Annotated in this window: 27 protein-coding genes and 1 riboswitch; of the genes, 13 read left to right on the forward strand and 14 right to left on the reverse strand. The window is 68.9% G+C overall.

What is annotated here, in order from left to right:
* Nucleotides 1-126: 126 nt before the first annotated feature.
* A complete protein-coding gene (locus ACFY2Z_RS12990; RefSeq protein ID WP_390744233.1) occupies nt 127-447 on the reverse strand; it encodes a hypothetical protein in 321 nt (106 codons plus the stop codon).
* A 305-nt stretch (nt 448-752) separates the two neighbouring features.
* Here ACFY2Z_RS12990 and rpsF point away from each other — a divergent pair, with 305 nt between their 5' ends.
* The 4 genes from rpsF to rplI all read left to right on the forward strand — a co-directional run bounded on the left by rpsF (nt 753) and on the right by rplI (nt 2,490).
* Nucleotides 753-1,043 (forward strand): 30S ribosomal protein S6, encoded by a 291-nt coding sequence (gene rpsF, locus ACFY2Z_RS12995; RefSeq protein WP_004985983.1) that lies wholly within the window; start codon nt 753-755, stop codon nt 1,041-1,043.
* Nucleotides 1,044-1,119: 76 nt separating this feature from the next.
* Nucleotides 1,120-1,707: a single-stranded DNA-binding protein gene (locus tag ACFY2Z_RS13000; protein WP_390744234.1), complete on the forward strand. Its 588-nt coding sequence runs from the start codon at nt 1,120-1,122 to the stop codon at nt 1,705-1,707.
* 81 nt (nt 1,708-1,788) lie between these two features.
* Complete coding sequence (gene rpsR / locus ACFY2Z_RS13005; protein ID WP_003949403.1) at nt 1,789-2,025, forward strand: 30S ribosomal protein S18; 237 nt, start codon at nt 1,789-1,791, stop codon at nt 2,023-2,025.
* An 18-nt stretch (nt 2,026-2,043) separates the two neighbouring features.
* Entirely contained in the window at nt 2,044-2,490 is a 447-nt protein-coding gene (gene rplI, locus ACFY2Z_RS13010; protein WP_390744235.1) for a 50S ribosomal protein L9, read from the forward strand.
* A gap of 142 nt (nt 2,491-2,632) precedes the next feature.
* Here rplI and ACFY2Z_RS13015 read toward each other — a convergent pair whose 3' ends face one another.
* Nucleotides 2,633-3,970, reverse strand: coding sequence for an MATE family efflux transporter (locus ACFY2Z_RS13015; protein ID WP_390744236.1), 1,338 nt, complete (start codon nt 3,968-3,970; stop codon nt 2,633-2,635).
* A 459-nt stretch (nt 3,971-4,429) separates the two neighbouring features.
* Here ACFY2Z_RS13015 and dnaB point away from each other — a divergent pair, with 459 nt between their 5' ends.
* Complete coding sequence (gene dnaB, locus ACFY2Z_RS13020; protein ID WP_311693842.1) at nt 4,430-5,905, forward strand: replicative DNA helicase; 1,476 nt, start codon at nt 4,430-4,432, stop codon at nt 5,903-5,905.
* 70 nt (nt 5,906-5,975) lie between these two features.
* On the forward strand, nt 5,976-7,361 hold the full coding sequence (locus ACFY2Z_RS13025; RefSeq protein WP_390744237.1) for a serine hydrolase domain-containing protein: 1,386 nt from the start codon (nt 5,976-5,978) through the stop codon (nt 7,359-7,361).
* 108 nt (nt 7,362-7,469) lie between these two features.
* On the opposite strand, the gene ACFY2Z_RS13030 is transcribed toward ACFY2Z_RS13025, so the two are convergent.
* Both ACFY2Z_RS13030 and ACFY2Z_RS13035 read right to left on the reverse strand, forming a co-directional pair.
* The gene (locus tag ACFY2Z_RS13030; protein ID WP_390744238.1) at nt 7,470-7,922 is read right to left on the reverse strand and encodes a GNAT family N-acetyltransferase; all 453 of its coding nucleotides are present in this window, start codon (nt 7,920-7,922) and stop codon (nt 7,470-7,472) included.
* A 9-nt stretch (nt 7,923-7,931) separates the two neighbouring features.
* Nucleotides 7,932-8,435, reverse strand: coding sequence for a MarR family winged helix-turn-helix transcriptional regulator (locus tag ACFY2Z_RS13035; protein ID WP_390744239.1), 504 nt, complete (start codon nt 8,433-8,435; stop codon nt 7,932-7,934).
* A 142-nt stretch (nt 8,436-8,577) separates the two neighbouring features.
* Between ACFY2Z_RS13035 and ACFY2Z_RS13040 the strand changes: the two genes are divergently transcribed.
* A complete protein-coding gene (locus ACFY2Z_RS13040) occupies nt 8,578-9,789 on the forward strand; it encodes an MFS transporter (protein WP_390744240.1) in 1,212 nt (403 codons plus the stop codon).
* Nucleotides 9,790-9,859: 70 nt separating this feature from the next.
* Here ACFY2Z_RS13040 and ACFY2Z_RS13045 read toward each other — a convergent pair whose 3' ends face one another.
* A complete protein-coding gene (locus tag ACFY2Z_RS13045) occupies nt 9,860-10,726 on the reverse strand; it encodes a GNAT family N-acetyltransferase (RefSeq protein ID WP_390744241.1) in 867 nt (288 codons plus the stop codon).
* Nucleotides 10,727-11,306: 580 nt separating this feature from the next.
* Here ACFY2Z_RS13045 and ACFY2Z_RS13050 point away from each other — a divergent pair.
* Nucleotides 11,307-12,632, forward strand: coding sequence for a globin domain-containing protein (locus tag ACFY2Z_RS13050; RefSeq protein WP_390744242.1), 1,326 nt, complete (start codon nt 11,307-11,309; stop codon nt 12,630-12,632).
* Between the two features lie 47 nt (nt 12,633-12,679).
* Here the strand turns inward: ACFY2Z_RS13050 and ACFY2Z_RS13055 are convergent, their stop codons facing one another.
* From ACFY2Z_RS13055 to ACFY2Z_RS13075, 5 genes are all read right to left on the reverse strand, one after another.
* Entirely contained in the window at nt 12,680-13,162 is a 483-nt protein-coding gene (locus tag ACFY2Z_RS13055; RefSeq protein WP_311693857.1) for an NUDIX hydrolase, read from the reverse strand.
* Between the two features lie 130 nt (nt 13,163-13,292).
* The gene (locus tag ACFY2Z_RS13060; protein ID WP_390744243.1) at nt 13,293-14,198 is read right to left on the reverse strand and encodes a LysR family transcriptional regulator; all 906 of its coding nucleotides are present in this window, start codon (nt 14,196-14,198) and stop codon (nt 13,293-13,295) included.
* Nucleotides 14,199-14,444: 246 nt separating this feature from the next.
* A complete protein-coding gene (locus ACFY2Z_RS13065; protein WP_390744244.1) occupies nt 14,445-15,599 on the reverse strand; it encodes a cystathionine gamma-lyase in 1,155 nt (384 codons plus the stop codon).
* Entirely contained in the window at nt 15,596-16,087 is a 492-nt protein-coding gene (locus ACFY2Z_RS13070; protein WP_390744245.1) for a low molecular weight protein-tyrosine-phosphatase, read from the reverse strand. Before ACFY2Z_RS13070 ends, ACFY2Z_RS13065 begins: the two co-directional genes overlap by 4 nt.
* A 9-nt stretch (nt 16,088-16,096) precedes the next feature.
* Nucleotides 16,097-16,477, reverse strand: a complete 381-nt coding sequence (locus ACFY2Z_RS13075) for a phage holin family protein (protein WP_390744246.1) — start codon at nt 16,475-16,477, stop codon at nt 16,097-16,099.
* A 59-nt stretch (nt 16,478-16,536) separates the two neighbouring features.
* Between ACFY2Z_RS13075 and ACFY2Z_RS13080 the strand changes: the two genes are divergently transcribed.
* The 4 genes from ACFY2Z_RS13080 (at nt 16,537) to ACFY2Z_RS13095 (ending at nt 18,897) form a co-directional block, all read left to right on the forward strand.
* Entirely contained in the window at nt 16,537-16,854 is a 318-nt protein-coding gene (locus ACFY2Z_RS13080; RefSeq protein ID WP_390744247.1) for a cupin domain-containing protein, read from the forward strand.
* A gap of 165 nt (nt 16,855-17,019) precedes the next feature.
* A complete protein-coding gene (locus tag ACFY2Z_RS13085) occupies nt 17,020-17,232 on the forward strand; it encodes a DUF5326 family protein (RefSeq protein WP_311693870.1) in 213 nt (70 codons plus the stop codon).
* 374 nt (nt 17,233-17,606) lie between these two features.
* Nucleotides 17,607-18,359 carry an IclR family transcriptional regulator gene (locus tag ACFY2Z_RS13090; RefSeq protein ID WP_390744248.1) on the forward strand — a complete coding sequence of 251 codons (753 nt, stop codon included), beginning with the start codon at nt 17,607-17,609 and terminating at the stop codon, nt 18,357-18,359.
* A 100-nt stretch (nt 18,360-18,459) separates the two neighbouring features.
* Nucleotides 18,460-18,897 (forward strand): SsgA family sporulation/cell division regulator, encoded by a 438-nt coding sequence (locus ACFY2Z_RS13095; RefSeq protein WP_390744249.1) that lies wholly within the window; start codon nt 18,460-18,462, stop codon nt 18,895-18,897.
* A 177-nt stretch (nt 18,898-19,074) separates the two neighbouring features.
* Here ACFY2Z_RS13095 and ACFY2Z_RS13100 read toward each other — a convergent pair whose 3' ends face one another.
* The gene (locus ACFY2Z_RS13100; protein ID WP_390744250.1) at nt 19,075-20,484 is read right to left on the reverse strand and encodes a YibE/F family protein; all 1,410 of its coding nucleotides are present in this window, start codon (nt 20,482-20,484) and stop codon (nt 19,075-19,077) included.
* A 71-nt stretch (nt 20,485-20,555) separates the two neighbouring features.
* A riboswitch (TPP riboswitch) is annotated at nt 20,556-20,712 on the forward strand.
* On the opposite strand from ACFY2Z_RS13100, the gene thiC reads away from it, so the two are divergent.
* Nucleotides 20,705-22,507: a phosphomethylpyrimidine synthase ThiC gene (gene thiC / locus ACFY2Z_RS13105; protein WP_390744251.1), complete on the forward strand. Its 1,803-nt coding sequence runs from the start codon at nt 20,705-20,707 to the stop codon at nt 22,505-22,507. (Overlaps the previous riboswitch by 8 nt.)
* Nucleotides 22,508-22,584: 77 nt before the next feature.
* Here thiC and ACFY2Z_RS13110 read toward each other — a convergent pair whose 3' ends face one another.
* The 3 genes from ACFY2Z_RS13110 to ACFY2Z_RS13120 all read right to left on the reverse strand — a co-directional run bounded on the left by ACFY2Z_RS13110 (nt 22,585) and on the right by ACFY2Z_RS13120 (nt 25,141).
* Nucleotides 22,585-22,788: an NUDIX domain-containing protein gene (locus tag ACFY2Z_RS13110; RefSeq protein WP_390744252.1), complete on the reverse strand. Its 204-nt coding sequence runs from the start codon at nt 22,786-22,788 to the stop codon at nt 22,585-22,587.
* A 194-nt stretch (nt 22,789-22,982) separates the two neighbouring features.
* Complete coding sequence (locus ACFY2Z_RS13115; RefSeq protein WP_390744253.1) at nt 22,983-23,855, reverse strand: hypothetical protein; 873 nt, start codon at nt 23,853-23,855, stop codon at nt 22,983-22,985.
* A gap of 194 nt (nt 23,856-24,049) precedes the next feature.
* A complete protein-coding gene (locus ACFY2Z_RS13120; protein ID WP_390744254.1) occupies nt 24,050-25,141 on the reverse strand; it encodes a metallophosphoesterase in 1,092 nt (363 codons plus the stop codon).
* Nucleotides 25,142-25,321: the final 180 nt, after the last annotated feature.

The following is a 25,321-nucleotide window of genomic DNA, read 5'->3' on the forward strand; positions in this document are numbered from 1 at the left end:
GTACAGGGGCTCCGGCTCTCGCGCCGAAGCCTACTGCGCCTCGCGAGCGCCCCGTCTGGCCGTATGGAACCTGTGTGCCCATGAAGTCGCGGGCCGGCCCCGCGGCCCGGCCCGCGACCTCACTCCTCAGCCGCCGATGAGCCCGCCGAAAAGACCGCCGTGGGCCATACCGAGGAAGAAGCCGATGGCCGCGGCACCGAGCCCCAGGATCAGTCCGAACCGCTGCCGGGTCGTGACGGAGATGAACTGGCCGTACGCGCCGGTGAAGATCCCCACCAGGCCGGTCCAGGAGCTGATCAGATGCAGGCTGTGGGACGCCAACGCCGTGATGAAGGCCGTGAGCCCGAGTGCCAGGGTCACCAGAGTCAGAGTGTCCTGGACGGGATGGGCCTTACCGTCCGTGGCGAAAAGAGAGCCGGTGGTGTTGGGTCGCAATACCTGTGCCATGGGGCACCTCCTGCGGAAGGCGGCGCATCGTAGCGCCTTACACACCCGATGCGTACAGATTGACGGCCTTCGCGGCCGGATTTCAACCGGAAGCTCGTGTGCGGGTACTCTGTACCGTCTGCACCGGTGTCTGCCCAGACCGAGCCACGTCAATCGTCGGCTGACCCCGATTGTCAGTGGCGGCTGATGTACTGACCTTCATCGTCAGTGCGGCTGAAGTACTGGCAGGCACTGTTGCGTACGCATCACAACCCTCCTGCCACGGAACGACCGTGGCCGCTGAGTCCAAAGGAGGTGGGTTCCACATGCGTCACTACGAGGTGATGGTCATCCTCGACCCCGATCTCGAGGAGCGTGCTGTCTCCCCGCTGATCGAGAACTTCCTCTCTGTCGTCCGTGACGGCGGCGGAAAGGTCGAGAAGGTCGACACCTGGGGCCGTCGTCGTCTCTCGTACGAGATCAAGAAGAAGCCCGAGGGCATCTACTCGGTCATCGACCTGCAGGCCGAGCCTGCGGTCGTCAAGGAGCTCGACCGCCAGATGAACCTGAACGAGTCGGTCCTCCGGACCAAGGTCCTCCGCCCCGAGACCCACTGAGCTTCCGCTCAGCTGATCTCGGGATTCGAGTAGCAACACCAGCAGCCAGCAGCAAACCCGCCGAGAGGTTCCCCCAATGGCAGGCGAGACCGTCATCACGGTCGTCGGCAATCTTGTCGATGACCCCGAGCTGCGCTTCACCCCGTCCGGTGCGGCGGTCGCGAAGTTCCGCGTCGCGTCCACTCCCCGCACCTTCGACCGCCAGACGAACGAGTGGAAGGACGGCGAGAGCCTCTTCCTGACCTGCTCGGTCTGGCGTCAGGCGGCGGAGAACGTCGCCGAGTCGCTCCAGCGAGGCATGCGCGTCATCGTGCAGGGCCGGTTGAAGCAGCGGTCCTACGAGGACCGTGAGGGCGTCAAGCGCACGGTCTACGAGCTCGACGTCGACGAGGTCGGCGCGAGCCTGCGCAACGCCACGGCCAAGGTCACCAAGGCCGCGGCCGGCGGTCGTGGTGGCCAGGGCGGTTACGGCGGTGGCGGCCAGGGCGGTGGCCAGGGTGGCGGCGGCTGGGGCGGTGGCCCCGGTGGCGGCCAGCAGGGCGGCGCTCCTGCCGACGACCCCTGGGCGACCGGCGCTCCCGCCGGTGGCCAGGGTGGCGGCGGCTGGGGCGGTGGCTCCGGCTCCGGCGGCGGTGGCGGCTACTCGGACGAGCCCCCCTTCTAGGCCTTTGTGCCGGGTCCCCGGACCCGGACGGGTCGAGGGCGGGCCGTACCCCCAACTTCTTGATCACACAGGAGAAACACCATGGCGAAGCCGCCTGTGCGCAAGCCTAAGAAGAAGGTCTGCGCATTCTGCAAGGACAAGGTCACGTACGTGGACTACAAGGACACGAACATGCTGCGGAAGTTCATTTCCGACCGCGGCAAGATCCGTGCCCGCCGCGTGACCGGCAACTGCACGCAGCACCAGCGTGACGTCGCCACGGCCGTCAAGAACAGCCGTGAGATGGCGCTGCTGCCCTACACGTCCACCGCGCGATAAGGAAAGGGTGACCGACGCATGAAGATCATCCTGACCCACGAGGTGTCCGGCCTCGGTGCCGCCGGTGACGTCGTCGACGTCAAGGACGGTTACGCTCGCAACTACCTGATCCCGCGGAAGTTCGCGATCCGCTGGACCAAGGGTGGCGAGAAGGACGTCGAGCAGATCCGTCGTGCTCGCAAGATCCACGAGATCCAGACCATCGAGCAGGCCAACCAGATCAAGGCCCAGCTCGAGGGCGTGAAGGTCCGTCTGGCCGTCCGCTCCGGCGACGCCGGCCGTCTCTTCGGTTCCGTCACCCCGGCCGACATCGCTTCCGCGATCAAGGCTTCCGGTGGCCCCGAGGTCGACAAGCGCCGCATCGAGCTGGGCACGCCGATCAAGACGCTGGGCGCCCACGAGACGTCCGTGCGTCTGCACCCCGAGGTTGCCGCCAAGGTCAACATCGAGGTCGTCTCGGCCTGACGCCGCGCTCGGTTCGAGCGGCTGAGAAAGGGCCGTACCCCGTGGGGTGCGGCCCTTTCCGCGTGACCGGCGGCTGTTCCGGTCCGGCGGACGGGAGGCGCCGTTTCACGTGAAACGGCGCGAGGTGAGGTCGCGGCCTCGCTCAGCGGGTCGCTCCCGTGACGACCCAGCGGCCCGAACGGGAACGCAGCCACAGCGTGAGCATCCGAACAGTCATCATCAGCGTCATCGCCGCCCACAGCGCGGTGAGCCCGCCGCCGAGGACCGGGACCAGCAGGGCCACGGGAGCGAAGACGGCCAGGGTCAGCAACATCGCCCAGGCGAGATAGGGGCCGTCGCCCGCGCCCATCAGGACGCCGTCCAGCACGAAGACGACGCCGCAGACGGGCTGCGAGACCGCCACGAGCACCAGGGCGGGCAGAGCCGTACGGTGGACGGCCGTGTCGTCGGTGAACAACGGCAGGAAGAGCGGGCGGGCCGCGAGGACCAGCAGTGCGAGGGCCAGACCCGTGGAGATCCCCCACTGGACCATACGGCGGCAGGCCTCACGGGCGCCCTCTGCGTCGCCCGCGCCGAGATACCGCCCGATGATGGCCTGCCCCGCGATGGCGATCGCGTCCAGGGCGAACGCGAGCAGACTCCACAGCGACAAGATGATCTGGTGTGCGGCGATGTCCGCGTCCCCGAGCCGGGCGGCGACGGCAGTGGCGATCATCAGGATCGCCCGCAGTGAGAGGGTGCGCACCAGCAGGGGCACCCCCGCCTGTGCGCTGGCTCGTATGCCCGCCGCATCCGGTCGCAGCGAGGCGCCGTGCCGACGGGCGCCGCGGACGACGACATACAGATAGGCGGCGGCCATGCCGCACTGGGCGATGACGGTGCCCCAGGCGGAGCCGGCGATCCCCAGGTCCGCCCCGTAGACGAGGCCCACATTGAGGACCGCGTTGGCGGCGAAGCCGCCGACCGCGACGTACAGCGGTGTCCTGGTGTCCTGCAGGCCCCGCAGTACGCCGGTCGAGGCGAGCACGACCAGCATGGCCGGGACACCGAGCATGGAGATTCTCAGGTACGTCGTCGCATACGGAGCGGCAGTCTGCGAGGCACCGAACAGCTCCACGATGCCGGGCGCGGTGGGGAGAACGACGGCGATGACGGCCGCGCCGATCAACAGCGCCAGCCAGATGCCGTCCATACCCTGGCGGATGGCGGCGCGCAGATCGCCCGCTCCGACGCGGCGGGCGACGGCGGCCGTGGTGGCGTAGGCGAGGAACACGAAGACGCTCACCGCGGTGGTCAGGAGCGCCGAGGCGACGCCGAGCCCGGCGAGCTGAGCGGTGCCGAGGTGGCCGACGATCGCACTGTCCGCCATCACGAAGAGCGGCTCTGCGACGAGCGCGCCGAAGGCCGGAACGGCCAAGCCGATGATCTCCCGGTCGTGCCGACGTCGGACGGCGCCGGGTGGCGCGGGAGTCTGTGTCATGGCCACCAATCTAACCGTCCACAGGTAAGAGATGCAAAGCGCTAGAGGTCCTTACTCTGGTGCGTGCGGGGTGTGGCCTCGTGTCCCCTTCGCGGTGATCTTGATCCTGCTGGGGAAGTTTTTCTTCTGCACAGCCGGTGGACGGGAAAGACGCAGGTCAGGTGCGGTTCTCTGGATCGGCTGAGGGCTTGTTCACAGGGCTGTCCACCGTGTCGTGCACAGGTTTTGCGGAGTTCTCCACAGCATCGGGGCCGTCGTCCACATGGCCTGTGGATAACCAGATTGGCTGACGCTGCCGACAGGCCTAACGTGGTGCGGCGCCCGCTCCCCTCTCCACCTTGGAAAAGTACGCGAAAAGTCGCGTCCGAACCGGAGCTGGGCTTCTCGCTTTGTCAGTGTCGTGCCCTAGAAATGAGGGGCACGGCGAGGTCCGCGTTGCGGACGGGAGGAGGCGGGCCGGTGAGCATTTCCGAGCCCTTGGACGATCCGTGGGCCGACAGCGGTCCCAGCGATCGTGTCCCCGCCTCCCGACGGGGCCGTGAGGGCGGCCGAGGCCGCGACGAGCAGCATGACCGCGGTGACGACGGCCGCGCCTGGGACGGCGGTGGCGCCTCCTTCGAGCGTGTCCCGCCGCAGGACCTGGACGCCGAGCAGTCCGTCCTCGGCGGCATGCTCCTGTCCAAGGACGCGATCGCCGATGTCGTCGAGGTCCTCAAGGGCCATGACTTCTACCGGCCCGCGCACGAGACGATCTACCAGGCGATCCTCGATCTGTACGCGAAGGGCGAGCCGGCCGACCCCATCACGGTGGGCGCCGAGCTGACCAAGCGGGGTGAGATCACCAAGGTCGGCGGCGCCCCTTATCTGCACACCCTGGTGCAGACGGTCCCGACCGCGGCGAACGCCGAGTACTACGCGCAGATCGTGCACGAGCGCGCGGTCCTGCGCCGGCTGGTCGAGGCCGGCACCCGCATCACCCAGATGGGATACGCGGCCGACGGTGACATCGACGAGATCGTCAACACCGCCCAGGCCGAGATCTTCGCCGTCACCGAGCAGCGGACGGCCGAGGACTATCTGCCGCTCAGCGAGATCATGGAGGGCGCGCTCGACGAGATCGAGGCGATCGGATCCCGCTCGGGGGAGATGACCGGTGTGCCCACCGGCTTCACCGACCTGGACCAGCTCACCAACGGTCTGCACCCCGGCCAGATGATCATCATCGCGGCCCGTCCCGCCATGGGTAAGTCGACGCTGGCGCTGGACTTCGCACGAGCGGCGTCCATCAAGCACAACCTGCCGAGCGTGATCTTCTCGCTCGAAATGGGCCGCAACGAGATCGCGATGCGTCTGCTGTCCGCCGAGGCACGCGTGGCCCTGCACCACATGCGGTCCGGCACGATGACGGACGAGGACTGGACCCGTCTCGCGCGCCGCATGCCGGACGTCTCGGCCGCACCCCTCTACATCGACGACTCGCCGAACCTGTCGATGATGGAGATTCGCGCCAAGTGCCGTCGGCTCAAGCAGCGCAACGACCTCAAGCTGGTCGTCATCGACTATCTCCAGCTGATGCAGTCCGGCTCCAAACGGTCCGAGAGCCGGCAGCAGGAGGTCTCCGACATGTCGCGAAATCTGAAGCTGCTGGCCAAGGAGCTGGAACTGCCGGTGATCGCGCTCTCCCAGCTCAACCGTGGCCCGGAGCAGCGGACGGACAAGAAGCCGATGGTCTCCGACCTGCGTGAGTCCGGCTCGATCGAGCAGGACGCCGACATGGTCATCCTCCTGCACCGCGAGGACGCGTACGAGAAGGAGTCGCCGCGCGCGGGCGAGGCGGACATCATCGTCGGCAAGCACCGTAACGGCCCGACGGCCACGATCACGGTCGCCTTCCAGGGCCACTACTCCCGATTCGTGGACATGGCCCAGACCTGAGCCCCGCGCAGGGGAGGACTCCGCGGAAATGGATTCGACGTAGGGTTCCGTGCCAGGTGGACTGGGTGTCATGACGACATCGCAGGAAGAACTACTCCCCGCCACGCGGCGGGCTCTGCTGCACCGGATCGCCGTGGCCCAGGCCGAGGGGCGGGCGCCGTCACTGGTCGCTGCGGTTGTCCGGGACGGACGGGCGGTGTGGCACGGCTCGCGCACCTCTGTGGACGGCCATGCTCCGGATGAGAACGTGCAGTACCGGATCGGCTCGATCACCAAGACCTTCACCGCCGTCCTTGTACTGCGGCTGCGTGACGAGGGCGCCCTGGACCTCGGCGATCCGCTGGAGAAGCATCTGCCCGGCACCGGGGCGGGGGAGGCGACCGTCGCCGAACTGCTCGCGCACACGGGCGGGCTTGCGGCCGAGGCACCCGGGCCATGGTGGGAACGCACACCCGGCTCGCTGCGCCCGGCGCTCACGGATGTGCTCGGCGAGCGGCCGCTCCTGCATACGGCCGGCCGGCGGTTCCACTACTCGAACCCCGGCTACACCCTCCTCGGAGCACTGGTGGAGGAGCTGCGCGGAGCCCCGTGGGAGGAGGTCCTCCGGCGCGAGGTGCTCGAACCCCTGGGCCTGCATCGGACGAGTGCGCACCCGCAGGCGCCGCACGCCGGGGGCTGGGCGGTGCATCCCTGGGCCGATGTCATGCTGTCCGAACCGGCCGAAGACCTCGGCCGGATGGCACCGGCCGGGCAACTCTGGTCCACCACGGGAGACCTGGCGCGTTTCGCTGCCTTTCTGGTCCAGGGCGACGACCGGGTGCTGAGCGCCGAGTCGCTCCGCGAGATGCGCACTCCGGCGGCTCCCCCCGAAGCGGCGGATGTGGCGGCCGGGTACGCCTACGGCCTGGGGCTGGAGATGAGGCGTTCGGGTGAACGGCTCCTCGTCGGACACACAGGCTCCCTGCCGGGCTTTCTCGCGTGCCTCACCTTCAGCGTGGAGGACGATGTCGCCGCCGTGGTCCTGGCCAACTGCACCTCCGGCCCGCTGTTGTCGGCCGTGGGTGCCGATCTCGTCCGTATCGTGGCCGAGGCCGAACCCAGGATCCCCGAGCCGTGGATCCCGCTGAAGGACATCGATCCGTCCGTACTGGAGCTGGCGGGCCAGTGGGACTGGGGCACACAGGCCTTCGCTCTGCGGCTCACGGCGGACGGGTTTCTGTCGTTGGGGCCGCTTGCCGGCGGCGGCCGACGCTCGCGGTTCCGGGCGAACGGCGACGGCACATGGACGGGGCTGGAGGGCTACTACGCGGGAGAGCAGCTATGGGCCGTGCGCCGCCCGGACGGGTCCCTGAGCCATCTGGACCTCGGATCGTTCGTCTTCACGCGTCAGCCGTACGACGAGGGCGCTACGGTGCCCGGCGGGGTGGATCCGGAGGGATGGCGGGGGATCGGTTAGGCGCTTTCGCTCGGCGGGTCCGGTAAGGGTCCTGTTTCACGTGAAACAGGACCCTTCGCATGGGAGGTCCGGCCGGGGTATCGCTCGTCCGGCCGAGGGCTCGCCGTGTCAGAGACGGATCTTGAAGCCCACGTGCGAGGCCTCGAAGCCCAGCCGCTCGTAGAAGCGATGGGCGTCGGTGCGACTGACGTCGGAGGTGAGCTGGACCAACTGGCAGTCCAGACGCCGCGATTCATCGATGGCCCACTCGATAAGCTGAGTGCCCAGGCCGCTGCCGCGTTCCTCGGCGTGGATGCGCACCCCCTCGATGATCGAGCGGTTCGCGCCCTTGCGGGACAATCCCGGGATGATCGTGAGCTGAAGGGTGCCGATGATGCGTTCGTCCCGGACGGCGACCATCAGATGCTGGTTCGGATCACCGGCGATCCGATCCAGCGCCGCCAGATAGGGCGTCAGGTCGTCAGGGGACTCCCGCTGTGCGCCGAGCGGATCGTCCGCGAGCAGGGCGACGATCGCCGGGACGTCCTCCACGGCGGCGCGCCGTATCTCAAGATCTCCCATACCCGCAGCCTATGCAGGACTGGGCACTCCCGGGCGCGCAGGCAGCAGGCGGTTCGAGATGGGTAGGTTCAGTGACTCGACCACCCGGACGAGGGGCTCCAGCTCCGGGTTCTTCGCCGCCTCGTCGAGCGCCTCGCGCAGCGCGGCGTCATTGGTGGGGCGGGCCTCTTCGAGGAGCTTGAGGCCGGACTCACTGACGTTGGTGTAGATGCCGCGGCGGTCGGTGGGGCAGAGGTAGCGCGCGAGCAGTCCGCGGTCCTCGAGTCGGGTGACCAGTCGGGTGGTGGCGCTCTGGCTGAGGACGACCGCATCGGCGACCTGCTTCATCTGCAGATGGCCGCCCACCCCGTCGTGCTGCCGGCTGAGGACGTCGAGCAGGGAGTACTCCCGCACGCTCAGTCCGTGCTTGGCCTGCAGGGCTCGTTCGAGGTGGGCCTCGATTCTCCCGTGCAGCAGGGAAAGGGCGCACCAGCCCTGAGCAAGGGCGGTGAGCGCGGGGTCCGTCGCTGTCATGGCGTTCTCCTCCATCCCGGAGTGGCTCCCGTCCAGGATAGAGCACGTTCGCAATAGAGAGCTGTTGCATATATCCCGCGTCTGCAATTAATGTTGGGAGGGTGCAAACCGCTCGTGCAATCATCTGAAAGGTGCAGCCCGGATGCCTCTCGCGCTCCTGGCCCTTGCGATCGGGGCCTTCGGAATCGGAACCACGGAATTCGTGATCATGGGCGTGCTGCCCGAGGTGGCGGGCGACTTCGGCGTCTCCATCCCCACCGCCGGACTGCTCGTGACCGGCTACGCCCTGGGGGTGATGCTCGGAGCGCCGATCATGACCGCCCTCGGCACCAAGGTCTCCCGTAAGCGGATGCTGATGGTGCTGATGGGCCTGTTCATCATCGGCAACCTGATCTCCGCCGTCGCCCCGGTCTTCGGGCTGATGCTGCTGGGCCGGGTGGTGGCCTCTCTGGCTCACGGCGCCTTCTTCGGCATCGGCTCGGTGGTCGCCGCCGAACTGGTGGCCCCGGAGAAGAAGGCCGGTGCCATCTCCATGATGTTCAGCGGTCTGACCGTGGCCAACGTCATCGGGGTCCCGCTCGGCACGCTCATCGGGCAGTCGGCCGGCTGGCGGATCACCTTCGCCCTGGTCGCCGCGCTGGGCGTGCTCGGACTGCTCGGAGTCGCGAGGCTCGTACCCGAAATGCCCAAGCCGGAGGGCGTACACCTGCGCCATGAGCTGGCTGCCTTCAAGAACGTGCAGGTGCTGCTCGCGATGGCGATGACCGTGCTCGGCTTCGGTGGCGTCTTCGCCGCCATCACCTACATCGCGCCGATGATGACCCATGTAGCCGGCTTCGCCGACGGCTCGGTCACCTGGCTGCTGGTCCTCTTCGGCCTCGGCATGGTCGGCGGCAACCTCATCGGTGGCCGGTACGCGGACCGTGCGCTGATGCCGATGCTGTACGTGTCGCTCGGCGGGCTCGCCCTCGTGCTCGCCCTGTTCACGATCACCGCGCACCACAAGGTCCTCGCCGCGCCCACCATCGTGCTGATAGGCGCCCTTGGGTTCGCGACTGTGCCTCCGCTGCAGAAGCGGGTCCTGGACCACGCACACGGCGCCCCGACCCTCGCCTCGGCCGCGAACATCGGCGCCTTCAACCTGGGCAACGCGCTGTCGGCCTGGCTCGGCGGCATCGTCATCGCTGCCGGGTTCGGCTACACCGCCCCGAACTGGGTCGGCGCCGTTCTCGCAGTGGCCGCCCTGTTGCTGGCGTTCCTCTCGGCCGCCCTGGAGCGCCGCGAGGCGGCCCCCGGCACCGCCGTCGCGGAAGGCGCGCCGAGCGAACGGCAAGGAGCCGCCCTCCACCGTTGAGTGGATCCGCCGCCACAAGCCCGAACGCGTGCCTCCGACTGCCGGAGGCACGCGTTCCGTGCTGATGGGCTCAGCCCGCCGCCACCGTGACCGGAGCGAAGCGCCGCGTCCAGTCGCCGGGAAGGTCCGGGATGCCGTACGTCATGACCGCGTTCGTGCCGACAGTGGCGAGCCCACGCTCCGTCAACCACCTGAGCAGGCTCTCGTGCCGTACATCGACGTCCGTGCGCAGCGGGCGATCGGTGTGCGCGGCCAGGGATGCGACGAGTGCCTTGGCCGTCTCGGTGTCACGGGCGATGAGCGGACCCACGACATGCGTGTCCATATTGGGCCAGGCGCCGGCGTATCCGATGATCCGCCCGTTCTCCTCGGCGACCCGCAGTTGGTCGGCGAAGGCGGGCAGCCGGGCGATCACATGAGTGCGGTCGGCGCCGAAGACCTCCTCGTCGAGCCTGACGAGCGTGGCGAGGTCCTCCCCGGTGGCCGGGCGGGTCGGGACGGGGGACGGCGGCCCACCGGCCGTGAAGTGTCCCCGCACCATCTCTGAGCTCCCGATGGTCTTGAAACCGAGCTCCTCGTAGAGGGGGCGGCCGTAGGGGGTCGCGTAGAGGGTGAGGGGGGCGTCTCCCATGTCCGCCACCACATGACGCATCAGTCGACGGCCCACCCCCTGGCGTGCATGCCGCTGGGCGACGAGCACCATGCCGATGGCGCAGAGGTCCGGGCGGGACGGCGATCCGTATTCCGTTACGACGCAGGCCGTGACAAGGCCGCCCTCGGGGTCGTCGATGCCGTATCCCTTTCCGGCGGCCAGAAGCAGGCCCCATTTGTGTTCCTCCCGGGGCCACCCCCGGTCCTCGGACAAGTCGGCGCATGCGGTGAGATCGCGAGGCGTCAGGCGGCGAATGGGCAGAGCGCTGAGGGGAGGTGTCGACACGCAGGTCAGGCTGTCTGACAGGGGCCACCGACGTCCACCCGTTTGCTGCCGAACGCACATGCTTTTGGCCAAGTCATGCCCCAACACCGCACAAGGGCAGACGTTTCACGTGAAACAGTGAGAGACCGATCGGGATCGCTCCGGAACAGTCTTCGTGAATTCACGTGGTGCGCCCGGCAGTTGCGGGAATTGACTGCTGGAACGGCCGTCCTTTGGCGGTGGGCCAAGGGGGTACTTGTGTGTGCGACAGCAACCGGTATGGTCGAGTCCGGTTCGCGTCCGGCGTGATGTGCGCACGTTTTGCAGGGCGCGAACGCATGCCGATGCAGCCTAACGGGACGGAGAGATCGAAGACCCGCATTTTCTGTTACGCGGCCGGGTGGAGGTCCGGAGTGCGATGCTGCGATCTGAGTACCGCGGTCACAGTCACACGCTCTCCCTACTTGTCGGCACACGGCGGGAACGCGGGTGGAATGTGGCCGCATTGACCATCAGGGATGACAACGGGGAAAAGAAGCAAAGCCCTCGGTGTGGATTCTGACGCCCGCCGACAGGGGGAAGTGCGCAGACCGACCGAAAGATGTTCGAGGCGAGGCACACCATGGAGGCTCCGACCACCCCGTCGGCCGACAAGGGCGCGTCCGGTGGCGACGACGGGGGCGGCTGGTTCGCGTCCCGCACCCACCCCCAGACGCCCCCGAGCGGAGAGCAGGAAACACCCCGAACCACCGACCCCGCCCTGCCACAGACATCCGACCGGCGGCCGACCCTCGAGCCCGGGCCATCCCGTGACGCCGTGCTGATCCGGCGGACCATGGCCGAGGTCGCACCCATCGCCGACAAGGTCACCTCCTACTTCTACGCACTGCTCTTCGTGCGCCACCCCGAGCTGCGGTCGCTGTTCCCCGCCGCGATGGACACCCAGCGGGACCGGCTGCTCAGGGCACTGCTGACCGCCGCGGAGCACATCGACAACACCGAGGTCCTGGTCGCGTATCTGCAGAACCTCGGCCGCGGGCACCGCAAGTACGGCACCCGGGCCGAGCACTACCCGGCCGTCGGGGAGTGCCTCATCGGAGCGCTGAGCAGGTACGCCTCCGCGATCTGGGACGAGGAGACCGAGGCCGCCTGGGTGCGGGCGTACACGACCATGTCCCAGGTGATGATCGACGCGGCGGCCGCGGACGAGCTGCGCGCCCCGGCCTGGTGGTACGCGGAGGTCGTCTCGCACGATCTGCGGACCGCGGACATCGCGGTGATCACGGTCCGCCCCGACCAGCCGTACCCGTTCCTGGCCGGTCAGTACACGAGCATGGAGACCCCCTGGTGGCCGCGGGTATGGCGCCACTACTCCTTTGCCTCGGCACCACGCTCCGACGGACTGCTCACGTTCCATGTGAAGGCGGTGCCGGCGGGCTGGGTCTCCAACGCGCTGGTTCACCGGGCCCGCCCCGGCGACATCGTCCGGCTCGGCCCGCCGACCGGCACCATGACCGTCGACCACACCACGGACAGCGGGCTGCTCTGCCTCGGCGGCGGTACCGGCATCGCCCCCATCAAAGCCCTCGTCGAGGACGTCGCCGAGCACGGTGCGCGGCGCCGGGTCGAGGTGTTCTACGGCGCCCGGACCGGCCACGATCTGTACGACATCGACACCATGCTGCGGCTGCAGCACAACCACCCCTGGCTCGCGGTCCGCCCGGTAGTCGACGAGCAGGCACGCGTCCAGTTGCCGGACGCCATACGGGCGTACGGACCCTGGAACGAGTACGACGTGTATCTCTCGGGTCCGCCCGGCATGATCCGCAGCGGTGTGCATGTGCTCCGGAACGTCGGTGTGCCGTCGGAACGCATACGCCACGACTCGGTGGAGGAACTGGTCCTGGCCGGCGTGCAGGGCCCGTAGGGGCCGCCCTCCCGCGAGCGCCTTCTCAGGACGCTCCCGTACGGGGGTCAGCCCAGGTCGGGCGCGTGCATCGCGCGTACTCCCTCGATGTTCCCGTCCAGGTAGTGCCGCAGCGACAACGGGACGAGATGGACGGACGCGATCCCGACGCGGGTGAAGGGCACCCGCACGATCTCGTACTCGCCCTCGGGCTGCTCGACCTCGGGGCCGTGCCGCAGGCGCTCGTCCATGGACTCGAGACGGCAGACGAAGAAGTGCTGGACCTTCACGCCGGTCGCCCCGCCGTTCTCGCCGATGTGCTCGACCGTGTCAACGAAGCAGGGGACCACATCGATGATCTTGGCCCCGAGTTCCTCGTGCACTTCGCGGTGGAGCGCGTCGACCACGGTCGCGTCGGTCGGCTCGACCCCGCCGCCCGGCGTGAGCCAGTAGGGGTCGACTCCGGGCTTGGTCCGCTTGATCAGAATCAGGTCGTCACCATCCAGCAGGATGGCGCGGGCAGTGCGCTTGACCACGGGGCGAACGGTCATGGGTGAAATGTGGCCCAGCCTGTTCCACGTGAAACATCCCGCACCCCACATGGCGTCGAACCCAGCGTGAACAGCGGGTGGAACGGGCCGGGTCCGCGGCACCGGAGGCGGCGTCCCGGCCCCCAGGGTGTCAGACCCAGGCGGCCGCGGACCGCAGCAGCCATTCATGGGCGCGCGCGATATGGGGCATGGCGAGTGTCCCGGTGCGGACCACGAGGAAGTAGGTCCGCAGCGGGGGTACCGCCGGTTCATGAAGGGCCACGACATCGCCCCGCTCCAGTGCGGCGGTGCACAGATAGCGCGGCAGCACGGCGAGCCCGGCGCCGGTGACCGCACAGGCGAGAACTGCCCGCAGGTCGGGGACGACGACCGTGCCGGAGGCGGCGGGCCGGGAGTCGAAGACGGAGGCCCAGTAGCGGGAGACAAAGGGCAGCGACTCGTGCACCTCGACCACCGGAAGGTTCTCCAGCAGTTGCGCGCCCCCGCGGCGCACCCCCCCGGAGCCGATGCGGGGAACCCAGCGGGGTGCCGCGACCAGGACATGCTCCTCGTCGCAGAGAGGGGTAGCCGTGAGCAGGGCCCCGCGGGGCCGGGTCGTGGTGATGGCCAGGTCGTGGTGCCCGGCGGCGAGTCCTTCCAGGGTCTCTTCGGCGTTCCCGAAGGAGGCGCGGAGGGCGAGCCCCTGGCCGTCCTCGTCGGTCAGCTCGGCCAGTGCGGGCAGGGCACGTTCGGCGGTGAACTCCGGCGGCCCCGCCAGATGGAGCGTGCGCAGCGACGAGTACTCGTCGAGGCCGGTCTCGGCGATCTCGACCAGGGCGTCCAGATGCGGAGCGGCCTTGTGGGCGAGTTCGTCGCCGATGGAGGTGGGGGTCACCCCGCGGGCCTGGCGCAGAAAGAGGGGGCGGCCCAGCTGTCGTTCGAGCGTGCGTATCTGGGAGGTGACCGCCGGCTGCGAGAGGCCGAGCAGCGCCGCGGCACGGGTGAAGGAACCGGCCCGGTGCACCGTCACAAAGGTGCGCAGCAGGGCCAGATCCATGGTGCTCCCTCCCGTCCCGGCACCCCGCTGCCACGCCCAACTATAAATAAGTCGATAGGTCTCTGTCGCTACTGTGATTGGACACTGACACAGAGTCAACTAGCCTTGTCTGCGCGGTTCTTCGCGCGCGGAACCGGGACGGTCCGAGCCACGAGGGGGGAGGTTCGGACCGTCCGTCTACGTAGCCGGGCCCAGGAGAGACACGTCGCCCGCTGGACGGGCGTAGCCGGACGCTGTAGGGCCTGGTCATTCCACCGACGTGTCGAGCGCGCGCAGCACATCGGCCACCAGGTCCTCGGGATCCTCGGCGCCGACGGAGAGACGGATGAACCCCTCCGGGACCGCGTCGCCGCCCCAGCGTCCACGCCGTTCGGCGGTGGACCGCACCCCTCCGAAACTGGTCGCGTCGTCCACGAGGCGGAGCGCGTCCAGAAAACGGTCGGCACGCGCGCGTGAGGGCAGCGCGAACGACACCACGCACCCGAAGCGCCTCATCTGCTGCGCGGCGATCTCGTGTGAGGGGTCGTCGGGCAGACCCGGATAGCGCAGCCCCGTCACCCCGGCCCGGCCGCGCAGCGCCTCGGCGACCACCAGCGCGTTGGCCGACTGCCGGTCCGCGCGGAGCTGCAGCGTGGCCAGCGAGCGGTGTGCGAGCCAGGCCTCCATGGGACCCGGTATCGCCCCGACGATCTTGCGCCAGCGCCGTACGGCCGTCATCAGCCCGGCATCCCGGGACGCCACATAGCCGAGCAGGAGATCCCCGTGCCCGGTGAGCATCTTGGTGCCGCTGGCCACGGAGAAGTCGGCGCCCAGCTCCAGGGGCCGCTGGCCGAGCGGCGTCGCCAGGGTGTTGTCGACGGCGACGAGGGTGCCCTGCGCATGGGCCGCCGCGACGAGCCGCCGCACGTCACAGACGTCGAGCCCCGGGTTCGACGGGGTCTCGATCCACAGCAGCTTCGCGCCCTCGAGCACGCCGAGCTGGGCGTCGCCGCCGGTCGGCGCGGTGCGTACATCGATGCCGTACGCGGTCAGCTGCTCGCCCACCAGCGGCAGGGCCTGGTAGCCGTCCTCGGGCAGCACCACCGTGTCGCCGGCGCGCAGCTGGGAGAAGAGCACCGCCGAGATCGCGGCCATGCCGGAGGCGAAGGCGAGCGCTTCGACGCCCTCCTCGCCGGGCGCCTCCAGCTCGCCGATGGCGCGCTCCAGATGCGTCCAGGTGGGGTTCTCGTCCCGGCCGTAGGTGTACGGGCCGGTCGGCTCGCCCGGCAGATGGAAGTGCGCGGCGAAGACCGGGCCCGGCAGGGTCGGCTCGTGCTTGACCGGCTCGGGCAGCCCCGCCCGCACCGCCCGTGTACCGTCGCCGGTCCCCGGACCGGACGCGTTCGCATCGCGTGTGGTCATGCCGCCCGTCCCTCCATGTGCTCGCGTACGGCGGCGAGCAGGCCGGGGCTCGCCGCTTCCACCATCTCAAGACACTGCTCGAATCCGTCCATCCCCCCGTAGTACGGGTCGGGCACATCGAGGTCGTCGTCGGCGCCCGGGTCGTAGGAGCGCAGGAGCCTGATCTTGGCCGCGTCCTCGGGGGTGGGCGCGAGACGGAGCAGGGCCTTGAGATGGCCGGAGTCCAGGGCGATCACCAGATCGAGCCGGGAGAACCAGGAGGGTTCGAACTGGCGCGCGGTGTGCTCGCTGCCGTAGCCGTTCTCCTCCAGGACGGCGACGGTGCGCGGATCCGCCCCGTCCCCCTCGTGCCAGCCGCCCGTGCCAGCGCTGTCGACCTCGACCAGGTCGTCGAGGCCGGCCTCCTCCACACGGGTGCGGAAGACGGACTCCGCCATCGGTGAGCGGCAGATGTTGCCGGTGCAGACGAAACAGACGCGATAGGTCATACGGCTCTCTCAGTCCTCGTCGTCGGGCAGCACGAGGTGCAGCGCCCAGGAGACGATCGAGATGATCAAGGCGCCCAGTACGGCGGTCCAGAAGCCCTCGACATGGAAACTCAGGTTCAGTTTGCCCGCCACCCACGAGGTGAGCAGAAGCATCAGGGCGTTGACGACGAGGGTTATCAGGCCGAGCGTCAGGATGAACAGGGGGAAGGTCAGCACCTTCACGATCGGCTTGACCAGGACATTCACCAGTCCGAAGATCAGCGCGACCACGATCAGCGTGCCGACCTTCTTGCCGGTGCCCGAACCCGTCAGCGTGATCTTGTCGAGTACCCAGACGGCGACGGCCAGAGCCCCCGCGTTGGCGATCGTCTTGACTACGAAATTCTTCATGTGTCTGATCGTGGCAGACGGGATCAGCGGCGAGTAGCGAGCAAGGGCGGGCAGGAGCGATGAAGGCTTTCCGGCTGGACGAACTGGAGGCGGAGCGCGCCGCCAACGACGGCGCATATCTGCAGTTCATGCGGGAGCGGAACATGTCGGTCGGCCTGTACGCGCTGGACGCGGGCGAGCTCGACCCGCAGAAGCCGCACCAGCAGGACGAGGTGTACTTCGTCGTCAGCGGCCGCGCCTCGATCACCGTGGGCCTGGAGACCACCCAGGTCGCTCGCGGAAGCGTCATCTACGTGCCTGCCGGCGTCGCCCACAAGTTCCACCACATCACCGAGGATCTGAGGGTTCTGGTGGTGTTCTCTCCGCCAGAGAGCTGAGTCCCGTCTCGGGGTTCCCTCAGGGGACGATCAGGGGAGGACAAGGGGCGCGAGACCCACGTTCGGCCCCCGACCGGACCTAGCATCGAAGCAGAACGGAACGACCCGGTTGGGGAGCCCCCGAAAAGGCGCGGGGCAACGGGCGGACAGACAAGGACAAGGGCGATGCGAGAGATCTTCGCGGGTTTGCCGTGGTGGGTGAAGTGGATCGCGGTGCCGGTCATCGCCCTGGTCGTCTTCGGTGGCCTGATAGCGACCGTCGTCGGGTTCGTCGTCCTGCTGCTCTTCAAGGTGCTGCTCTTCGTCGCTCTGGTGGGCGGACTGATCTACGTCGTACGGAAGTTCATGTCGAGTTCGTCGTCACGCGGCGACTGGTGAGCCACCCCCCCGGGGCGTGAGGGCCCGGGGACCCCTCCGGGGCGTACCGGGTCGGGGACCGCTCCGGGGACGGCACAGGGCAGGGCCGGCGGTCGGCAAGGGGCCGCCGGTAACAGGAATTTGAGGTTCCCTCGGGCGGGGGAAGTTTTCCCGTGGACGTCATCGACGGCCGGTGGGAGGCCGTTAAAGTCCGGAGCCCGGCGCGCGGCAGGCCTCGCGCGCGGTGCATCCCCTCCCGTGTTCTTCCACGGGAGGCCGACCTCGTGCTCCGGGAGTGACCTTTGGCCACGGTTGGCACCGCACTCGCACACTCAACCGTCCCACCCGCACAGCGGCGCACCTCACCGGCGGAGGCAGACCTTCCGCCGACACCGGTGCAGTCCACCACCCTGATCGGATCGGTGCAGCGGGCGATGCGGCTGTTGGAGGCCGTCGCCGACCACGGATACGGGGCCCCCGCCAAGCAGTTGGCCCGTGAGGTCGGCCTGGCGCTCCCCACGGCGTACCACCTTCTGCGCACCCTGACCCACGAGGGTTATCTGCGCCGTGAGAAGGGCCTGTTCTTCCTCGGGGAGGCCGCCGAGCGGCTGAGTGGCAGCGCGACCCAGCAGAAACGTCGCGGCATGGTGAACGACGCGCTCGCACAATGGCGTGATTCGATCGGTGCGCCCGTCTACTACGCGGTCTACCGCGAGGGTGAGATCGAGGTCCTCGGTGTTGCCGACAGCCCGGGCATCCCGGCGGCCGAGGAGTGGGCCGACTTCCGCGAGACCGGGCACGCGCACGCGCTCGGTCAGTGCCTGCTGTCGCAGCTCGACGAGGAGGCCCGGCGCGACCATCTCGACCGCTATCCGGTGCGGCCGATCACTCCCTACACGCTGCGTGACAATCGCAGCCTGCTGCGCCGTCTGGAGTACCTGGAGCGTGCGGAACCGGTCGTCGAGCGCCAGGAGTACGCCCTCGGTACGGCCTGCGCGGCGGTCCCCCTCACCACGGGCGCGACGGCAGCCGCAGTGGCCATCTCCCTGCCCTCCCACCAGGCCGACCGGCTGCTGCCGACGGCCCGTCGGTTGCAGTCGGAGATCGACACACTGACAGGGACACTCGCCATCTCTATCAGCATCTGAAAACTCACTCCTTGTGATCTGCCATGCACTTTCAGCAAACTTCCAGCAGGTGTCAGGGGGATCATTCCTGGCCAGTCGACGGCTACTGACGGGGTAGGCGATGCGCGAGTCGGTGCAGGCAGAGGTCATGATGAGCTTTCTCGTGTCGGAGGAGCTCTCCTTCCGCATTCCGGTGGAGCTGTGTTACGAGACCTGTGATCCCTATGCGGTGCGGCTGACCTTCCATCTGCCCGGTGACGCCCCCGTGACGTGGGCGTTCGGTCGTGAACTGCTGGTGGACGGGGTGGGCCGGCCGTGCGGCGACGGCGATGTGCACATCGCGCCCGCCGAGCCGGACATCTTCGGCGATGTGCTGATCCGGCTCCAGGTGGGCGCCGACCGGGCACTGTTCCGGTCCGGCGCGGCGCCTCTGGTCGCATTCCTCGACCGCACCGACAAACTGGTGCCGCTGGGGCAGGAGGGCTCCCTCGCCGACTTCGACGCGCATCTGGACGAGGCACTGGACCGGATCCTGGCGGAGGAGCAGAGCGCGGGATGAGACCGCGTGCCGCGCTGGAACGGTTCCTCACGCCGTAACGGTTCCTCGTCGGCGGTACGGGCGCGATGGCAGGCGTAACGCTTCTGCGGACCTCGACCGCGAGGATCGCGGTGGTCCGGGTGAAGTCCCGGTGGCCTCGCTGAGGTCCAGGATGGAGCTGGAGCGTGGCAGGGAGTCTCAGTGCTTGCGGCGGCGCCCCCTCCCCCCACGGGCCGGGACGGGAGCCGGGGCGGCGTCGAGCGTGGCCGGGCGGTCCGCCGAGACGACGATCGCCGCCAGGACCGTCGTCACCGGCACCGACGCGACCAGCCCGATCGAGCCGACCAGCGTGCGCACGATCTCCTCGGCGACCAGCTCGCTGCCCGCGACCGAGAGCACACTGCTCTGCGCGATCGAGAAGAGCAGCAGCAGGGGCAGGGCGGCACCCGCGTACGCCAGGACGAGCGTGTTGACGACCGAGGCGATGTGGTCGCGGCCGATGCGGATGCCCGCGCGGTACAGCCCGCGCCAGCCCATCGTCGGGTTGGCCTCGTGCAGCTCCCAGACCGCGGAGGTCTGGGTGACGGTCACGTCGTCCAGGACGCCGAGGGATCCGATGATGACGCCGGCGAGCAGCAGACCGCTCATGTCGATGTGCGGGTACAGGCCGTGGATCAGGCCGGTGCTGTCGTCCGTGTTGCCGGTCAGCGCGGCCCAGCCGATGAACTCCGAGCCGAGGAGACCGATCAGCGACAGGGAGACGAGGGTGCCGAGCACCGCCACGGAGGTGCGGGCCGAGAGTCCGTGGCACATATAGAGGGCGATCAGCATGATGGCGCTCGACCCGACCACGGCCACGAGCAGCGGATTCGAGCCATCCAGGATCGCGGGCAGGATGAAGAGGCTGAGCAGCAGAAAGCTGACGGCCAGCGCGACGAGTGCCATGACCCCGCGCATCCGGCCCACGACCACCACCGCTACGGCGAAGATGCCGGCGAGCAGGGCCATGGGGAACTTGCGGTCCACATCGGTCACCGAGTACTGCAGTTCCTTGGGCGCGGAGGGCTCGTAAGCGGCCACGACCTTCTCGCCCTGGTGCAACTGCCGTGACTGGTCCGGCTGGACGATCTCCGTGAACGTACGGCCCTTGTCCTTGCCGGTGTCGACGCGGACGGTCGCCTTCTTGCAGGTGCCGGCCGGAGTCTGCGGGGCCGACGAGCCGCCGGTGAGGGAGGTGTCGCCGATCGGGCCCCCACCCGAGGCGTTCACGGACTTGCAGTCCACCGCCTCGACCGTGGTGACCGTGGCCTGTTGGGTCTGCCGGTCGAAACCGACGCCGGAGCGCTTGTGCGACGGGACCCCGCCGGGCCACAGCACCACGAGACCGACGATGACCGCCGCGGTGAACGGGATGAGGATCGCGGCGATGACCCTGCGCAGATGCCGCGAGACGGGAGCCGCGGGGCCATGGCTGTGACTGTGGGAGTGGCCGTGTCCACCGCCGGTCCCATGGCCGTGCCCGTCTGCGCGGCTGTGTCTGTCGTCCGGGCCGTGGTGGTGCGGCGGCTCGGGCGAGGGGTGCGAGGGGAGATGCTGCGTCGGGGGCACCGCCCGATCATCGCAAGAAGGCGCAGGGCCTACTGTTCAGCTCACCCAATTAGACGCTAGCGTGAAGGGACTTTTGCACACGCGGGAGCTCGGAGCACCGGGCTGAGAGGGCGCTGACCTCCGTAGACGCGATGTTTCACGTGGAACATCAGCGAGTGGAGACGGCTGTGCCGACCGCTGAACCTGTTACCGGGTAATGCCGGCGTAGGGAGTAGGTCTTATGACCGTCAAGGACGTACGCACGCCTGCCTCCGCTCAGGGGGAAGAGCCCCAGGGGGCCGGGAAGTCCATCGGCTGGCACAAGGCGTATATCGAGGGTTCGCGCCCAGATCTGCGGGTGCCGGTCCGTCAAGTGCATCTCACCAACGGGCAGTCGGTCACCCTGTACGACACCTCCGGCCCGTACACCGATCCAGTCGCCGAGACCGACGTCCGTCGGGGCCTCGCGCCGCTGCGGGAGAACTGGATCATCGCTCGCGGCGACACCGAGGAGTACGCGGGCCGCCCCGTCCGTCCCGAGGACGACGGGATCAAGCACACCTCGCCGCGTGGCGGTCTGCGCAACCTCGATGCGGTGTTCCCTGGGCGCCCGCGTCAGCCGCGCCGCGGTCGCGACGGCAACGCGGTGACGCAGCTCGCGTATGCGCGCCGTGGGGAGATCACACCGGAGATGGAGTTCGTGGCCCTCCGGGAGAACGTGTCGCCCGAGGTCGTCCGTGAGGAGATCGCGGCGGGCCGCGCGGTACTGCCGGCCAACGTCAACCATCCGGAGATCGAGCCGATGATCATCGGCAAGCGGTTCCTGGTGAAGGTCAACGCCAATATCGGCAACTCCGCGGTGACCTCCTCCATCGAGGAAGAGGTCGAGAAGATGACCTGGGCGACCCGCTGGGGTGCCGACACGGTCATGGACCTGTCCACCGGCCGCAACATCCACACCACCCGTGAGTGGGTGCTGCGCAACTCCCCCGTGCCGATCGGCACGGTGCCGCTCTACCAGGCGCTCGAGAAGGTCGACGGCAAGGCCGAGGAACTGACCTGGGAGATCTACAAGGACACGGTCATCGAGCAGGCCGAACAGGGCGTGGATTACATGACGGTCCACGCGGGTGTGCGCCTGGCGTACGTGCCGCTGACGGCGAACCGCAAGACCGGCATCGTCTCGCGTGGCGGCTCGATCATGGCGGCGTGGTGCCTCGCCCACCACAAGGAGTCCTTCCTGTACGAGAACTTCGAGGAACTCTGCGAGATCCTCGCGGCCTACGACGTCACCTACTCGCTGGGCGACGGTCTGCGGCCCGGTTCGATCGCGGATGCCAACGACGAGGCACAGTTCGCGGAACTGCGCACGCTCGGGGAACTCGGCCGTGTCGCCAGGCGTTTCGACGTACAGACGATGATCGAGGGCCCGGGACACGTCCCGATGCACAAGATCAAGGAGAACATCGATCTGCAGCAGGAGATCTGCGATGAAGCTCCGTTCTATACGCTCGGCCCGCTGACCACGGACATCGCGCCGGCGTACGACCACATCACCTCGGGCATCGGGGCCGCCATGATCGCCTGGTGGGGCACGGCCATGCTCTGCTACGTCACACCCAAGGAGCACCTGGGCCTGCCCGACCGTGACGATGTCAAGACCGGCGTCATCACCTACAAGATCGCCGCCCACGCGGCCGATCTCGCCAAGGGGCACCCGGGTGCGCAGGAGTGGGACGACGCGCTGTCCGACGCGCGCTTCGAGTTCCGCTGGGAGGACCAGTTCAACCTGGCCCTCGACCCGGACACGGCCCGCGACTTCCACGACGAGACCCTCCCCGCGGAGCCGGCGAAGACGGCCCATTTCTGCTCGATGTGCGGTCCGAAGTTCTGCTCCATGAAGATCAGCCAGGACATCACGCAGCGCTTCGGCGGTGCGATGGCCGAGGGCGCGTCGGCGCAGGAGATCGCCGAGGGGATGCTGCAGAAGTCGAAGGAGTTCGCGGCGAGCGGGAACCGGGTGTATCTGCCGCTCGCGGACTGAGCCCGACAGGTGAGTGGGTCCGCCGGCAGCCCGGGACGCTCAGGTGACGGTGACGGTCTCGCCCGGTTCGGTCACCGTCAGGACCTCGGTGACGGGCCGATCGTGGCCCCGATCTCCTCCATGACCTCGCGACGCGGTGCCGCTTCGAGATCGGCGTCGTCGGGTTCGACGCTGCCGCCGACGGTCGTCCAGTACGGGGAGCCGTCCGGCCACCCTCGGCGCAGGAACACCAGGTGCTCACCGTCGAGCAGAATCGCGCGCACCTTGTGACGGACTGGCATGCCCATGATGATAATGCGCTCGGCTGCGGGCGCAGGCTGAAGTTCCGGCCCGCGGTCCCTTGTGAGGGGCGGGCCGGGCTTCGGCAGGTTGTTCGGGCCGGGCCGGTCCAAGGGACGGCCTGGGGGGTGGGGCGGCCCCAGGGGCCCCTGCGCCGCCTGCTCGGCACGGTCGGCCGGTTGTCGCGCGAGACCCGTCACTCCGGCTGGTGGTCGGGGCCTCCGAAGTCCGGGCTGGTGAAGTCCGGGCTGCTGAAGGTGGGACGCGGGCCCGCGGCGGGGCCACTGTCGGGACTGCTGAAGCCCGGGCGGTCGTAGCCGAGGTGCGGGATACGGCTGGGAGCCGTCTCCGGTTCCTTCCGGCTCATCGCGGCCGTGCCCGGGTCGGCGAGCGCCTCGCGGAGGAACGGCAGGATGCCGCGCTCCAGCAGGGCCGCGTGCCAGAGCTCCCGGGCCCGGGTCACCTCCGCGATCAACTCGCGCTGGGCGTCGGCGTCGTGAGCCGACGAGCTGTTGCGCAGAGCGGTCAGCAGCAGGCCGGTCGCGGCGACCAGGATCGCCGCCGCGGTGACCGCGCCGAAGACCCACCCGGTGGTCAGGAGGGTCCGGGCGAACGCCTGGTGCGGGTTGACCATCTTGAGGATGTAGCCCACGAGCAGGAAGATCGCCGCGGCGGCGCCGGCGAGGAACGGTGCGAGGACGGCGACGACGGCACCGGCTCCGGCGCTCGCCGTGGCCTCCCCCATCGTGGCGGCGAGCCCCTGGCCGTCCGTGTCCGGTTCCGTGGAGTCGCTGTCGTCGGTGCTCTCGTGGACGGGCGGGATGGATGGTGCCGGGCAGCGCATTTGGTCCCGTACCAGCACATAGTGCTGGTATTCGGCGGCCGCCGCGGCGGTGATGAGGGCGGTGGCGTTCAGCGCCATGGTGCGCAGCTGTTCGGCATTGAGCCGCTGTCCCACAGCGGCCAGATCCGGGTGGTGTGGTGCGGAGCGCAGCGCCTCGCCGAGGACCCGCTCATAGTCCTGGCGGTCCTCGCTCAGCAGGTGCTGCGGAACGCTGTTCATGTGCATCCCCCGATGCTCCGTAGGGCTGGTGGCTCGGCATGCTGACGAGCCGTCGGGCAGAAACGGAGGGGAGCCTGCTACGGATAAGCCGATGGTAGAGCGGCGACGGCACACGGTGACAGGGGGTTTCCAGAAATTGCCCCACGGCCCGGGCATTCCTCGGACGGCCCCCGTCGGGTAGATGCCTGCCCCGTGAATCCTCAGCTATCCAGGGGGAGTTGCTGGACCAGCAGCTTTCCGGCCATGGTCACGCCGCCGTCCATCGCGATCGCCAGCCCGTCCGCGTAGACGTGAGGACCTTCGACGACCGGACCCGAGGCGTCGTCGCCTTCCTCCGAGCCGACCTCACCCAGCAGATAGGGGATGGGGCTGTGGCCGTGGACGATCCGTCGGCCGCCGTAGGTCCCCAGCAGGGACCGCACGGCGTCGGCGCCCTCGTCCCGGAAGGAGAAGCGCTTGGTGAACTTCCGGAAGAGGTCCCACACCTCGTCCGGGTCATTGCGGGTGAGCGTCTCGTGGATGGTGTCGTTGACCGCTTCGATGGAATCGCCGTAGTCGAGGTAGGCGGTGGTGTCGGAGTGGACCAGGAGGTGGCCGTCGACCTCCTCCACCGCGTCGAGGCGGGCCATCCACTGCAGATGGTGGTCCTGCAGACGGTCCATGTCCGTCTTCTGACCGCCGTTGAGCAGCCAGGCCGCCTGGAAGGTCGCGGTGCCCGCGCCCGAGTGGACGGGTGTGTCGCCGAACCGCTTGGCGCCGAGCAGCAGCAGCTCGTGGTTGCCCATGAGCGCCTTGCAGTAGCCGCCGGCCGCCGCCGCCTCCGCGGACAGTCGCATCACCAGGTCGATCACCCCGATGCCGTCGGGGCCGCGGTCGGTGAAGTCCCCGAGGAACCACAGCCTGGCCGTGCCCGCGGACCAGTTGCCCTGGGCGTCGATGAGCCCCTTCTCCTGGAGCGCCGCCACGAGCTGGTCGAGATAGCCGTGGACGTCCCCGACCACGAACAGCGGTCCGGGCCCTTCGGCGGGGTGCGGGGCGGGCTCGGACGCCGGGTCGACGGTCACCTGGAGCGTGTCGCCGCGGTTGATGACCGGGAGGTCGCGCTCGGTGGGCGTGTACGCGTCGGAGTAGTCGTGGGGGTAGGCCTCGGGGGGTGCGGCCGGTCCGGGGATCTCGCCGGGAGGCGTGCTCTGCGCGTACGGACCGGTCTCGTGGACGTATGCGGGCACCCGGAAGTCACGCAACGTCGCCGCCCGCTCCGCCTCGGGTCCCTGACCGGCCCCCTGAGTCATCGACCCCTCCACCATCGCGCCGCATCTGCACCGCATCGGACTGCCTGGTCGCAGCGGTCCGCGGTGTCGTGGGCCCATCATAGGAATGCGGATCGCGCCATGTGATGACCCAGGGGTGGTGAATCGGGGAAGGACCCCGCCGCGCCGCGGCTTTCGCCCTAAATGGGTGGGGCTTTCTCC

The sequence above is a fragment of the Streptomyces sp. NPDC001222 genome, from assembly GCF_042896945.1.
Taxonomy (GTDB): domain Bacteria; phylum Actinomycetota; class Actinomycetes; order Streptomycetales; family Streptomycetaceae; genus Streptomyces; species Streptomyces gibsoniae.